Origin of the sequence: Sphingobacterium sp. UBA5789 (assembly GCF_002418355.1) — a bacterium.
Classification (GTDB): Bacteria; Bacteroidota; Bacteroidia; order Sphingobacteriales; family Sphingobacteriaceae; genus Sphingobacterium.
Map to the genome: position 1 here is coordinate 427,823 of NZ_DIDX01000003.1, position 14,718 is coordinate 442,540.

Here is a 14,718-nt window from a genome sequence, read left to right on the forward strand (position 1 = left end):
AGGAGTTCTTGTATAAATGCTGTTACTCAAAGGTTTGCGTAATTTATATTATTGCTTTATCATACGTATTGGACAAAAACAATACTTTAACTTGCAGAGCAATAATAACACTACAGATGATCAAACCAATTGCATTCCTTGGCAGCTTGTGTATGCTGACGGCATTACATGTACAGGCTCAGCATGAATATCCTCCACAAAAACCATTGTGGAATATCGACGAACTGGGTACACAACGTGCTGTATTGCGCGTAGAATCCGCATCAAAGCAGGTCACCGCGAGTATTCCCTGGCGTAATCGTAATGTACGCGCAGACCAGAAAATAATACTTGTAGACAGTGCGACACAACAAGTATTTTCACCTTCCCATTACGGTAATATCTCTGCTGTTTCAGGAGAATTTCAATTCGAACCCCGTTCAGGTAAGGGAATCTACTACGTTTACTTTCTGCCTTATAAATTGGTCGGGAGAAGTGAAAACTATCCGGATGTAGCCTATTTAAAGCAGGAAGATGAAAGAAACACATGGGATAAAACAGTAAAGGCACGTGCGAAACTGGTTCGTATCGAGGCTGCAGATACATTCAATCAGAATGATGCCATGGATGTGATCTCTACACCGCAGGAACAAACCGCATTTCTCAAAAAACACCGCAAATCCAGTTACTTTGTTTTTCCGGAAGACCGGGATCATCAGATCAAAATGGCTGATGATCTTCCTCAGCGATGGACAACCGGCAATGTGGAAGGACAAACGCTTCGCATCAAATCAGATAAAGGAGAACTGTTGGCTTTCCAGTTGGGACTCTATTCTGATAAGCAGGATTTGCAGGATATCAAAATTTCATTTTCGGACTTAAAGAGTCAAAACGGAAATACAATAGCTTCCGGACGGATCAATTGTATCAATACCGATGGGGTGAGTTACACCGGACAACCTGTTAAGTTTAATGTAACTGTACCTAAGCAAAAAGTACAGGCGCTGTGGTGCGGGATTGACGTTCCAAAAGAGACGGTAAGTGCTGTATACGAAGGTATAATCACCATCAAACCGGCTAATGCCGCGGCAAGGAATATTCCTGTGCGTCTGGAGGTGTCTGAACGCTCTGCTGTGAATCAGGGATATGATGAACCGTGGAAGCTGACACGTCTCAACTGGTTGAATTCGACATTGGCGCAGGAGAGTACTGTGATTGCTCCTTATATCCCCTTACAGATAGACGGCAATGAGATCAGTCTGTTGGGCAGATCAGTTTCACTGGATAAAAATGGATTTCCGGCGCAAATCCGTACATTTTTTACACAGGATATGTTGAGTATAGGGAAGCAGGGTAATGATCTGTTAACAGAAGCTATACATTTTCATTTCCGTAAGAATGCGAATCAGGATGTCGTTTTTGAATATAGTCCTGTCAAATTTGACCGTAAGGAACAAGGCTTAGTCAGTTGGTCCACAACAGGAAACTCCTCCGATCTGATTTTAAATATTAAAGGATCTCTGGAGTTTGATGGTTTTGTAGATTATACCGTACAGCTTATTGCCACGAAAGATATACACCTTTCGGATGTGCAGTTTCACATTCCGTTACAGGCCCAATATGCTAAATATTTTATGGGTCTGGGAGAAAAAGGAGGGTATCGTAAAGATGTCATCGACTGGAAATGGGATGTGGCAAATAAAAATCAGGATGGCGGATGGATTGGAAATGTAAATGCAGGACTGCAGTTTGCCTTCAGAGATCAGCATTATTCCAGACCATTAAATACTAACTTTTATCTTCAGAAACCTCTTGTATTGCCTGCCTCGTGGGGCAACGAAAATAAAGGTGGTATACAGGTCGGACAAAAAGGTAAATCCATATTAGTCGATAGCTACAGTGGCGAGCGGAATATGAAAGCCGGAGATACATTGTATTACAATTTTCACCTGATGATTACACCATTCCATACCATTAATACTGACTGGCAATGGGACAATCGTTTCTTTCATGCTTACAAACCCATTGAAGAAGTAAAGAGAAGCGGTGCAAATGTCATCAATATACACCATGGCAATAATCTGAATCCCTATATAAATTATCCCTTTGTGGCAACCAGAGAGATGAAAAGTTATATAGATTCCGCACATAGGGAAGGCTTAAAAGTCAAGATATACAACACCGTACGAGAAGTGTCTAACCGCATGTATGAAATCTACCCATTACGAAGTCTGGGACATGAAGTATTTTCTTCCGGCAAGGGCGGAGGCTACTCCTGGTTACAGGAGCATCTGAATAACGATTATATCGGTGCATGGTATGTTCCCCGGTTCAACGACGCAGCTATTATCAACAGTGGAATGAACCGCTGGCACAACTACTATGTAGAAGGTATGAACTGGCTGGTGGATCATATGGGAATAGATGGTATCTATCTGGACGATGTGGCTTTTGACCGGGTTACAATGAAGCGAATCAAAAGAGTGATGACAAAAAATAATCATCCGGGTATTATCGACCTTCATTCGGCCAATCAGTTTAACAAGAGCGATGGATTTAATAACAGTGCCAACCTCTACATGGAACATTTTCCATATATCAATCGTCTCTGGTTTGGCGAGTATTTTGACTACGAAAAAAATGATCCGGACTTCTTCTTGACTGAAGTAAGCGGTATTCCATTTGGATTAATGGGGGAAATGCTGCAGGATGGAGGTAACCCCTGGAGAGGAATGATCTACGGAATGACCAACCGGTACCCCTGGGAAAAGGCTAAGGATACCCGTGATATCTGGCGGGTATGGGATGAATTTGGTATCCGGCAATCGCGTATGATCGGCTATTGGGTCGATAATAATCCGGTGAAAACAGATAATAATAAAATCCTGACAACCGTATATCAAAAGGAGGGTAGTACGATGATCGCTCTGGCAAGTTGGGCAGCAACAGACACAAAGGTAAATCTGTTGATCGACTGGAAAGCATTAGGTCTGGATGCGACTAAAGTAAGTGTCACCGCTCCCGCAATCAAGAATGTACAGGAAGCGCACGTATTCAAACCGGGAGAACAGATTCCGGTAGAAAAGGGAAAAGGTTGGTTACTTCTGGTGAAGTAGACCAAAAAAAGCAGTTAAACAAAAAGAAGCAATCTGTTAAAATAGATTGCTTCTTTTTCTTATTGAGGAAATCTTAATATCCCGGGTTTTGCTGTCCCTGGATATCCGGATTTGCATTGATCTCATCCTGTGATATCGGCAATATAGTTCTGTAGAATGAGCGGTCTATTGAAGACGTACGGGTAGGTACGCTTATCCCGGCAAAAGCATCATCAAAATTGATAGTCTTATTCAGTCTCAACATATCAAAATAACGAATCCCTTCCCCGAAGAACTCTTTGCTTTTTTCCGCTAATATCAGATCTTCCGTTACACTGGATGCAGTAGCAGCAGCTAATGCCGGAGCACGTTTGCGGATAGCCTGCAGGTATTCCGCAGCTTTTGTAGGATTAGGAACAGTGGATTTCAAAGCTGCTTCTGCAGCTGTAAGATACATCTCGGATAAACGTATGACTTTGATGTTTACCGCTGTAAAATTAGAAGTTCCTTTATCACCGCTGAAGGTTACCGAACCGGAATACTTATAGCATGAACCTAATCGTGTTGTTGATGACTCATCACGCGCCATGACACCTTTTCTTACATCATTCGGATCTGCATTTAAAGCATTCAGGAATGGAGTACTGGCAAGAAAATTCCCTAAAGCACCTGTCTGATGATTTCTCCTCATCAAATAGAAAGCAAGAGAAGTACGTGCAAGATCTCCCTGATTAGGTTCGATCACAAATTCAAGAATAGATTCTGATCCAAACTGATTCGACCAGGAGGATACCCATTGCGCATTGCTGTACAGGCTGTAAACACCCGAATTAATAACTTCCTCCGAGGCTTTCAGTGCATTGTCATAATCTCCCATTGTCAGGTAGACTCTCGCTTGTATGGCTTTGTTGGCGTAATAGTTTACATAACCGTCTCTTTTCGTTTTGGGAAGACCTGCTTCCGCATCCTTAAGATCCTTGATAATCTGCGTGTAGTTTTCTGCTACTGTGGATCTTGCCGGCTGACTGTCGTATAATAATGTTTTGGTAATATTCGGTACGCCCCAGGCATTTTTATCATCTGTATACGACTTACCATATAATCTCACGAGATCAAAATAGGCTAATGCTCTGATCGTAAGTGCATCGGATTTGGCCAATGCAAAATTTTCCAGTGTACCCTGACTTTGTAGCTTTTCAATATTTTCCAGCAGGTTATTAGACTGATAAATAATATTATAAATAGAAGTCCAGAAACTGGAATAGCTATTGGCCTGGGCACTGTGATTAAACGTATAGAAAGGGTCTAATCCCCTTCCCTGAGAAAAGAGCGTAAAATCTCCCCCTTTGGCATCTCCGTAAATTATAAAATTACGTCCGTAGTAATTGGAGGAAGTCATCTGACGAAGAATTCCGTTGACCACGATCTGTGCGTCATTGGCTGTACGGATAGCCTTGTCATAGTCTACGGCATTGCTGGGCTCGACTTCCAGAAAATCTTTACACGAATATGCTGTACTAAGTACAGATGCTGCGAGTATTATTTTTATATATTTTTTCATGTCAATATCAATAAAAATTAGAAACTGAATTCTACACCGAAAGTATACGTTTTACCATATGGCGTTTCCCAGCCACGTGTTGAGTATTGGTTGACTTCCGGATCCGCAATTTTATATTTGGAGAACGTTAGCAGATTGGTTCCGTTAAAAAATACACGGGCATTGGAAATTTTAGCTTTGCTCAACCATGCCGCCGGCAATCTGTAAGCCAGGTTAATGTTTTTCAAACGAAGAAATGAAGCGTCATAAAGGTGGCGGCTGCTGTACTGAATAGCATCTGTCAAATCATTTCCGTCAATCTTTGGTTGACTCCCCTCCATATTGTCAGGAGACCACATATTTTCGTAATAATAAGCGGACCGGATTCTTTCCCAATAATAGCCGTCATCCATCACATCTTTCTCCGCACCATCATATAATTTGCCACCTATTTTATAACTGAAATTAAATCCCAGAGAGATGTTTTTGTATTCAAGATCCGTATTAATCCCACCAAATACATCCGCTACACCTGAACCGATAATTTTACGGTTTGCATTTCCAAAATTGTAAGTGGCCGAACGACCGTTATACTCAAAATCAGATTTATCATTATTGGTATACCATACATTCTTACCGTTGTTCTTATCTACACCTGCCCATTCATAACCATAAAAAGACAATACAGACTCTCCTTCACGGTAGATGAATTGTGCCCGGGCATCTCCTCCTGTAGGATCATTCCAGATAATATCTTTTCCACCGTTTAATCTTTTGACTTTTGAATCCAGGAAGGAAGCATTCACACGGGCTGTCCAACGGAAATTATCATTTTTAATGATATCTCCGCCCAGATCAATTTCTAAACCGCTGTTATTGATTACACCTACATTTCTCAGAATCGTGGTAAAACCCGTTGTTCCCGAAGTCGGTACATCCTGTAGCAAATCTTTGGAATCTCTGTTGAAATACTCCACAGATCCTGTCAGTCGGTTATTAAATAATCCAAATTCTAAAGCCAGGTCATAAGTTTTGTTCTCTTCCCAGCCCAGATTGAGATTTCCAAGCCCTCTGTCAATAAGCCCTGTAGAACCGTCACTTACAATACCTCCCGGATTACCTTTATAGTTATACTTGTAATACATAAGAGTTCTCCACGCAAAATCATCGGTTGGTAATGTTCCGTTGACACCATATGAACCTCTTAGTCTCAGAGTGGAAAGGGTTTCATTATTCTTCAGGAAATCTTCTTTGTGCAGACTCCAGGCTCCTGAAACCGACCAGAATGTACCCCAACGGTTTTCGGGGCTTAATCTGGATGAGCCGTCCCGGCGGATAGAAGCTCCAGCGAAGTATTTTTCATTATAATTATAGTCAATCCGGGATAGATACGACATCAGATTGTTTCCCCAGGTAAAGCTGTCTGCTTTAAAATTAGCACCTGTTCCGATGGATGTTAGAGCACTGGATCCGAGATTGATAGAATTGCTGTACTGGTAATCCGTTTTATTCTTTTCCGCCTCAAAACCGCCCAGGATATTCAGATTGTGCAGTCCAAAGCTTTTAGCATACGTAAGCGTATTAGAAGAAACATACTTACGGATGTTTGTTGACCATTTACTGGAACTACCTTTATCTGTAAGACCGTTAAAATGCAAAGCTGAGTAGAACAGATCATCTTTTACTTCTGTATTATCAAACGAGAAGATAGTCTTTGCTGTCAGGTTGGTGATGATTTCCCAGGAAAGAGATTGCACGGCTCCAAGTTTCAAGGTATTTGTATTGTTGTCCCATTCCTTGTTATAATAGTCCGAATTGTAAGCTAAACTTCCGTATTGCGCAGTCCATGGATTTCCCGTTTTGTAATCTGTAGGCCAGTAGAACGGAAATAGTAAGTTGCGGGCCTGAAAGAAATAATTCGAACCTGTACTTCTGGTATCATTAAATCCGGTTTTAGCTGTGCTGGCCACATTCAGATTGACATTGTACTCTACATTATTAAATACTTTCTGAGAGAGGTTTATCCGTCCTGAAATACGGTCATACTCATTGATAATAGCTCTGCCTTTATCTTTTGTATAGGATAGAGATGAATAATATTTCGTAGTCTCTGTGCCACCACTTAAAGACAGATCATTTGTTTGAAATACACCTGTTCTGAACAGATAATCTTCCCAGTCAAAGAATTTTCCTTCTCTGTTTTCGACACCGTCAGTCATCCCCAGAATTTTGACATTCGTCATTCTCAGGGGATTATCCACCTCAAATTTGTAACCATGGATATTAAAACGACGATTGATCTGACCAAGTGCATACGTACTTGCTTCCTGATCGGTATAGTTCACACCTGTAGCACTGTTTTTATTGGATGTACGGTAATCATGGAAGATCTGATACTCCATGTTGATCTGAGCCTGAGGATCAGCAATTTCATAATTGTCCGTTGCCCATGAAGGGGTGAGGCCGATTGACGTCCTGAAGTTAAGAGTAGGTTTGCCCGTTTTACCACGTTTGGTTGTAATAACCACCACGCCATTTGCGGCCCTCGAACCATAGAGTGAGGATGCTGCGGCATCTTTCAGAATGGTGATGGATTCAATATCTGCAGGATTTAGCGTACTCATTACATTGGATGTCGAATAAAGCTGTCCGCTGATTTGTCCGACATTACCAGATACGACCGGTACACCATCAATGACAAATAAGGGATCATTGGAGGCATTCATCGATCCTATACCCCGTATACGTATGCTGGATGTGGATCCTGCCTGTCCGGAAGCAGAGTTAATCTGTACACCTGCTACCCGGCCGCTCAATGCATTTTCAAATGAAGTAGTAGGTACATCTGCAATTTCTTTGGGACTCACCGTTGCTGCAGATCCGGTATACGTGCTCTTTCGGGCAGTTCCGTATGCTACGACCATGACCTCTTCCAAAGCCTGATCACTTGCTGTCAGACTGATCGTAAGAGAGGACCGGTTACCGACTTCCATTTCTGCAGTCTGATAACCTAAAGAGGAAAAGATTAAAGTGTTGGAAGAGGTGACTTCACTGAGAGAAAAAGAGCCTTTTTCATCTGAAGAAGTACTCTTGCTGCTGCCCTTAATGGTGATCGTGACACCAGGAATAGGTTTGCCTGTTGCGGCGTCTGTCACTTTACCGGTAACAGTACTTTGTTGTGCATGAGCATGAGATACCGCAAAGCAAAACATACAGCACAAGCATGCAAGTAAAAGTTGTTTCATAGTTAAGGGTTAGTTAATTTGTTAAAAAAAATATGGTTAGTATTCTGTTATTGATTAAAAATAAAGCTAAATTTTCAGTATTCCAATTCCCGGTCTTTCCGGCAGGATGCATTTCCCCTCTACAACCTGCATACCATCATAAATATCATTTGCGATCAATAAGGCTCCATCTAAATCAGCCCAATCCACAAGAGGGGCTAACTGTGCTGCTGCGGAGATCGCACAGGAAGTTTCCGTCATACAACCGATCATCACCTTCATTTCCAGTGCTCTTGCGAGTTCAGCCATCTTTTTTGCTTCCCGCATTCCGGTACATTTCATGAGTTTGATATTGATGCCCGTGTATACATCTTTCAATGCCGGTACATCAGCCAGTCGCTGACAGGCCTCATCTGCTATCGTCGGGATCGGACTGTGTTCGGTAAGCCAGGCATTGTCATCTATCTGTTCCTTAGGCATCGGTTGTTCCAGGAAAACCACATTGCGCTCAGCAAGCCAGTGAGCCATTTCCAATGCCTGTTCTCTGGATTTCCATCCCTGATTGACATCCGCACATAGCGGGCGATCGGTTACTTTACGAATGGTATCGATAATCATTTTATCCGTATCCAACCCGAGTTTTACTTTCAGGATCTTGAACTGATCCGCTTCAGCTACTTTCTGACGGATCATTTCTTCTGTATCGATACCGATGGTATAGGATGTAGGAGGGATAAGTGCCGCATCTAATCCCCATATCTTATAAAAGGGCTGTTGCAGGATTTTCCCCAGCAAATCATGCAGTGCAATATCTATCGCTGCTTTGGCTGCTGTGTTTTTGAGCATGGTCTGATCTACGTAGTGTAGGATTTCTTCGGTCTGGAAAGGGGAATTGAAACCGCTCAGATCAATCTGATTCAGAAAATTAATCACACTTTCCTGTGATTCGCCAAGATAGGGTGGCATACTGGCTTCTCCATATCCTATAATACCGTCATACTCCAGTTCTGTGAGGACTACAGGAGTCGTGCTGCGACTGAAAGATGCAACAGTAAATACATGACGTAGTTCTAACGTATAGGGGCGGTAACGCAATTTGAATGCACCGAAGTCTTTAGCTATCCAATCAGCTGCTGTACTCATAATAGTTTTTTTATGGTATTAAATTACTTGATATATTTTATTTTTCAGACACTTTCCGCCGTTACTTTCCGGCATTGTAATACGTGCTGTTCTCTACTTTTTGAAGGTTACTTTCATGTTCTCCAAGGTAACGTCTTGCCGCAACCACAGTTCTGGTCTGGAAGTCGTCATAGTCCGGAGAATCTTTAAGCATACTGTTTATCCGTACTGATCCTGCTGAATGAATGAAGGTCCCATTGCCGATATAAAGGGCTACATGTGTAACACGGGCATCGGGATTACTGTTTTTACCTGCCGCGAAAAACAGTAAGTCAGCAGGTTTTAAATTCTTTAAGGCCTTCTCAGGATCAAAGTGACCGTCTTTGTCCAGTATGTCAATTTTTTGACCTGTCAAAACCTGTTGTGAAGCATCACGCGGAATAATATAGCCATTCATAAAATAGGCTGTTTTGGTAAAACCACTGCAATCTACACCTTTAGTAGAGGTACCTCCCCAAAGGTAAGGCAGACCCAGCATCGTTTTAGCACTGCTGATAATATTTTCAGTGGTAGGCTTCCGTGATGTTAACCATTTCTCATAGGTCATGACCTGTTCTTTTCGGACATAAGCTTTTCTTTTGTCCGGGTAGGTTACTGCATAAAAATTGCCGCTTTCGCCATTCAGGATCAGCAAGTCTCCGTATACCAGGTCAGAGACCTGTTGTCCCTGAGTATTTGCTGTAGCATAAGACTTGCCGTATTCATCGGTAAAGATTATTTTCCTTGTTTTTTTCCAATCGTTCAGCTCTTCATTTGTCATGGCGACAACAGAGGATGTCGGCACCCAGGCAATATAGCCCTCAGCTGTACGTACACGATAGTCGCCTTTTATTTTTTGCAGGATGTCCACCTGAGCACCTAATAATACCTGACTTGCCATTTCTGCAGAATGTTCAGGTTTGGTGCGTAGATTGGCTACTGAAAGATTGACCACTCCTGCTGGCTTGTCCGAAACGGAAGCATCGGGAAGCAAGGTGACTGATACTTGAGCATTGATCCCTTTTAACTGGTGTTCAAGTTTATCTTTTGCTGTTTTTTCGGTTGTCTGGATTACATATACGTTTTTGGGGATATCAACAGATAAAAACTCTATAATTTTTAATCTTTTGTCCGGTGCAATTTCCGTTTTTACGGTTTCTTGCAGTTCTTTGATTCTGAAATAGGTTGTAGAGTCAATAACTTGCGCATTTACATGATTTATACTTGTAAATAAGGTAAATGCAAGAAATGAGTAAGTAATAAAAGTCTTCATGTTGGATAGTTTAAGTCTAAGTTACCATTAAAAATATGATAAAGCTATAATTATATTGTATGTTTTTGATTATTTGAACAAAAAAGTTGCACAAAAACGAATGGTAGTGGTCGTTAAGTAATAAATAGCATTGAGGGTAGTATAAATTTAGTACATGCACACGCGACACGCGTGCGCCAGCAAGGTAATATTAATTAAAAGCTTCGCTAGCGCACGCCTTTGGCGTGTGAAATACAAGCATACGCAACACGGCTAGCAAGCGTATCTAATCTACACGAATCATAAAGCTTTTTCGTAATATTGTGCTACAAATATTATTCGTATGCATTCAAGACGTAAATTTATAAAACAAGGAATCGTTGGTGCGGCTGCTTTAGGAAGTATAAGTACGCTTAGCGGTTTTGCTGAAGACAAAATACTGAAACCGGGTAAACCTATCGTAATCTCAACCTGGGACTTTGGGATAGCGGCGAACCAGGCTGCCTGGGAAGTGTTAAGTAAAAAAGGAAAAGCTATAGATGCTGTAGAGCAGGGTGTACGTGTGCCGGAAGCAGACCTGAAAAATATGACTGTAGGCAAGGGGGGATATCCGGACAGAGATGGAAATGTAACCTTAGATGCCTGTATCATGGATTCGGAAGGTAACTGTGGTTCCGTTGCAGCTCTGGAACATATTGCACATCCGATATCGGTGGCAAGACTAGTAATGGAAAAGACTCCTCATGTGATGCTGGTAGGTGAAGGAGCCTTACAATTCGCATTAGAGCAGGGACTTGAGAAGGAAAACCTGCTTACTCCGGAGGGAGAAAAAGCGTGGAAAGAATGGCTGAAAGAGAAAAAATATAAGCCAGTCATGAATATTGAGAACAAAGGTTTTGCTGCAGAGCGATTGCCTGGCAATCAATATAATCACGACACCATCGGAATGCTGGCTTTAGATAGCGACGGTAATCTTGCCGGAGCCTGTACGACAAGCGGAATGGCATTCAAAATGCACGGCAGGGTTGGTGACAGTCCGATTATAGGAGCAGGACTATATGTGGATAATGAAATAGGAGGAGCTACTTCGACCGGCGTAGGAGAAGAAGTAATCCGTACAGTAGGAAGTTTTCTGGTGGTCGAACTTATGCGCCAGGGTTATTCTCCTGAGGCAGCCTGTAAAGAAGCTGTAGAACGTATTATTAAAAAGAAACCACAGACAGCTAAAGAAATACAGGTTGGATTTCTTGCGCTTAATAAAAAGGGAGAATATGGCTCTTATGCGTTACAGAACGGATTTTCGTACGCTGTATGTACAGAAGAAAAACAAGATTTGCTGATCAAGGGTAAACATATCTTTAAATAACAGTTTTATATTCTGTATTTAACCATTGGCATGCTGACGGGATCTGCATCATAAGCGCGTTGTTTTTTGACGTTATCATTATAGAGCTCAGGTGACAAGTGGTTTATTATTGTTTAAATTTGAGTTTTTAATTTTATAATCATGCTAGTAACATTTGGAGGGGGATGCTTTTGGTGTACCGAAGTAATCTTTCAGAATACAGACGGAGTGAAATCAGTTTTACCGGGATACATGGGTGGCAAGAACGATCATCCCACTTATGAACAGGTATGTACAGGTACTACAGACCATGTAGAAGTTGTTCAATTGGATATTGACGAATCAAAAGTAAGTTTTGAGGATCTGCTTAAAATCTTTTTCAAGACTCATAATCCTACCACACTTAACAGACAAGGCAACGATGTCGGTACACAGTACCGTTCGGTTGTATTCTATCATAATGATGAGCAAAAGGAGAAAGCTGAACGCTTTATCCAGCAACTGGATGCGGAGCATGTATATGCAGACCCTGTTGTAACAGCTGTAGAACCGGCAAGTACATTCTGGGAAGCTGAAGATTATCACCATAATTATTTTAATTCGCATCCTGAGAATCCATTCTGTTCTGTTGTAATAGCACCAAAACTGCAGAAATTTCTAAAGGAATTTAAAGCATAAAAAAGGTGGAGATGATAATACATCTCCACCTTTTTTTTATAACCGATCTCAAATCCTGTATTTACCGTATCAGCAAAATCTTGCTGCCTCTGTTTCTTCACTTCCGATACGGATATTAAAAGAAGTAAAATAACGTTGTTTTCAAAATAATGCTTTACATTGTTTCTATATTTTTAAAAATTGTTTTCTTTAAAAATATGGAATTGCAATACTTATGTTTTGTTTGTATCTTTGTGTTTAATTTTTTTTCTTTTAAATTTTCACTAACTAAAATGTTTCTATATCTACATACCATTTCATACAATGGAATTGAAAAAAGATTTGAAAAGAAGAAAAGGTATAAGGATAAACTTAAATTTCAGGGAGATGCTAAAAAAGGGGTTTAAACTGATACTCATAACTTTTATAATTTGTACACTTTACAGCATACAGAGCTGTTCCGGTTCTAAGGACTTATGCTCTGCTTATGATAGTCACAAATCACACAGGAAGTCAAAAACTTCTATGGGTATGCATAGTGGTAAGAAGCAAAAATGGCAAAATGGAAAATAAGTGAATTATAAATTTTAAATAATATTAAACTTTTCAAGGTTCATAATACTAATATGATTACTTTTAACACTTTCCTTATCATTATAAAAAAGGTTACTGTGAAAGCATAGTTGTCCAAGAAAAATAACTGCAACTGCACGAATCATATATGAACAATAAACTGACCTATAGACTTCTTTGGGAACGGATGCGGAATGGAGATGAAGATGCTTTCTTTGATCTCTATAAAGCACTGTTTTATGAATTGGTCAATTTTGGTATACGTACTAGTGGAGACGCAGAGCTGTCCAGTGAGGCGACGGATCAGGTATTTGTGACATTATGGGAAAAAAGAGATAAACTGGAAAGAGTAGAGAATGTACAGGCTTACCTCATTACCTTTCTCAAACGCAAACTGCTCAGACTCGTAGAAAAGCAGAATAAAATAAATAAAGCACTACAAAATGTCAAGGCTGAGGATGACTGGTTTGAAATGCCATATGATGAGTTTATAATAAAAGTACAAACCAATGAGTGGATTCAGCACCGGTTGAAAGAGGCACTCGAAAAGCTTACCTTCAGGCAAAAACAACTTATCCATCTTAAGTTTTTCGAAGGACTTACCTACGAGCAGATAGCGGCTCAAACACAGCAAACCATCAAGACTGCTTATAATACCGTGTATGATGCCCTCAAAATATTACGACAAGAGCTAAAAGATTTTTAATTATTTGTATCTGATAATCAGACATTTGTGATTTTTTATTTTTTTTTCTTAGGCAATTCTTTCCATATAAGACACTATAAGGGAAAGAGGACCAAATGATAAACACCAGATACGAAAATGTTGAAGATTTTCTTATTGACGATACCTTTCAACAGTATTGTTCAGGAGAAAACCAGCAATGTATTCAATATTGGGAAACCTATTTACGCCATCATCCCGAACAACGTGAAAAAATACTGCAGGCGAAGAAGCTTTATACTATCCTCGTAGGAAATAAGAAGCCGCTAAATGTGCAGGTGAATAAACTGAAGGCTGATATGGAAGTAATTTCCCCTCCGGCCGAAAATAAAATAGCACGTTTTTCATTCTGGCTCAAAATAGCCGCTGCAGTAGTCGTACTTGCAGGCGGATTGTTCTGGAGTCTGCAGCGTTGGAATGTACAGGAAGAACCTTCTTCCACTTCCCGGATCAGCTATGTGACGGCCAATGGAGAGAAAAAAACTATTCAGCTTTCTGATGGAACTAAGGTTACATTAAATGCCGGAAGTAAGCTTTTTGTTGGCGATAGCTTCAATAAGAATGAACGAAATGTAACACTCATAGGAGAGGCTTTTTTTGATGTCAGTAAAAACAAAGACAAACCTTTTGTTCTTCATACACAAGACTTCGATATCCGGGTTTTGGGTACTGCTTTCAATGTAAAGGCCTATCCGGATGAAAAAACTTCTGAAGCCGTACTTATCCACGGTCTCATTGAAATGAAAAGTAAAAGAGGGAATGAGAACTCTCTGATATTAAAGCCAAATCAGAAAGTAATTATTTCTAAAACAGATAAAAAAGAAGAAGCTCTTCCGGAAACAGCAAAGAAAACCAAAAAATTGCCTCTTCAGGAAATCACGATTCAGGACTTGCAGCCGGTAAGTGCAGAAATACCTTTAGCGGATATTGCGTGGAAAGAAGGCCGCCTGGAGATCGTAGATCAGGACTTCTCATCGTTGGAACATATACTGGAACGCTGGTATGATGTGGATATCGAACTGGAAGGTCATCAGTTAAATGATTTTAGATTTACAGCCACCTTTAGTAAAGAAGATATTGAGCAGGTGCTCAGTTCATTACAAAAAGTAAACCCTTTTAAATATAAAATATATGGAAAAAAAATAACGATTTATGAATAATTAAAAAG

The 14,718-nt window shown here is 40.6% G+C and carries 9 protein-coding genes; 5 read left to right on the plus strand and 4 right to left on the minus strand.

Translation table 11 applies throughout. From position 1 onward, the window contains the following. The first annotated feature begins 116 nt into the window (after window positions 1-116). Window positions 117-3,095, plus strand: coding sequence for a glycoside hydrolase domain-containing protein (locus tag B4B65_RS08205; protein ID WP_293914981.1), 2,979 nt, complete (start codon window positions 117-119; stop codon window positions 3,093-3,095). Between the two features lie 73 nt (window positions 3,096-3,168). On the opposite strand, the gene B4B65_RS08210 is transcribed toward B4B65_RS08205, so the two are convergent. The 4 genes from B4B65_RS08210 to B4B65_RS08225 form a co-directional block, all read right to left on the minus strand. Next, window positions 3,169-4,635: a RagB/SusD family nutrient uptake outer membrane protein gene (locus B4B65_RS08210; protein ID WP_201680182.1), complete on the minus strand. Its 1,467-nt coding sequence runs from the start codon at window positions 4,633-4,635 to the stop codon at window positions 3,169-3,171. Window positions 4,636-4,652: 17 nt separating this feature from the next. Then, window positions 4,653-7,859 carry a SusC/RagA family TonB-linked outer membrane protein gene (locus B4B65_RS08215; protein ID WP_293914982.1) on the minus strand — a complete coding sequence of 1,069 codons (3,207 nt, stop codon included), beginning with the start codon at window positions 7,857-7,859 and terminating at the stop codon, window positions 4,653-4,655. 66 nt (window positions 7,860-7,925) lie between these two features. Then, window positions 7,926-8,981, minus strand: a complete 1,056-nt coding sequence (locus tag B4B65_RS08220) for a dipeptide epimerase (RefSeq protein ID WP_293914983.1) — start codon at window positions 8,979-8,981, stop codon at window positions 7,926-7,928. Between the two features lie 61 nt (window positions 8,982-9,042). Further along, a complete protein-coding gene (locus tag B4B65_RS08225; protein WP_293914984.1) occupies window positions 9,043-10,272 on the minus strand; it encodes a C40 family peptidase in 1,230 nt (409 codons plus the stop codon). A 322-nt stretch (window positions 10,273-10,594) separates the two neighbouring features. Here B4B65_RS08225 and B4B65_RS08230 point away from each other — a divergent pair, with 322 nt between their 5' ends. The 4 genes from B4B65_RS08230 to B4B65_RS08245 all read left to right on the plus strand — a co-directional run bounded on the left by B4B65_RS08230 (window position 10,595) and on the right by B4B65_RS08245 (window position 14,710). Beyond that, window positions 10,595-11,617, plus strand: a complete 1,023-nt coding sequence (locus B4B65_RS08230; RefSeq protein ID WP_293914985.1) for a N(4)-(beta-N-acetylglucosaminyl)-L-asparaginase — start codon at window positions 10,595-10,597, stop codon at window positions 11,615-11,617. Window positions 11,618-11,758: 141 nt separating this feature from the next. Then, window positions 11,759-12,274 carry a peptide-methionine (S)-S-oxide reductase MsrA gene (msrA, locus tag B4B65_RS08235; RefSeq protein ID WP_293914986.1) on the plus strand — a complete coding sequence of 172 codons (516 nt, stop codon included), beginning with the start codon at window positions 11,759-11,761 and terminating at the stop codon, window positions 12,272-12,274. A 700-nt stretch (window positions 12,275-12,974) separates the two neighbouring features. Further along, the gene (locus B4B65_RS08240; RefSeq protein ID WP_201680176.1) at window positions 12,975-13,532 is read left to right on the plus strand and encodes an RNA polymerase sigma factor; all 558 of its coding nucleotides are present in this window, start codon (window positions 12,975-12,977) and stop codon (window positions 13,530-13,532) included. A 95-nt stretch (window positions 13,533-13,627) separates the two neighbouring features. Next, entirely contained in the window at window positions 13,628-14,710 is a 1,083-nt protein-coding gene (locus tag B4B65_RS08245; RefSeq protein ID WP_293914987.1) for a FecR family protein, read from the plus strand. Window positions 14,711-14,718 lie beyond the last annotated feature (8 nt).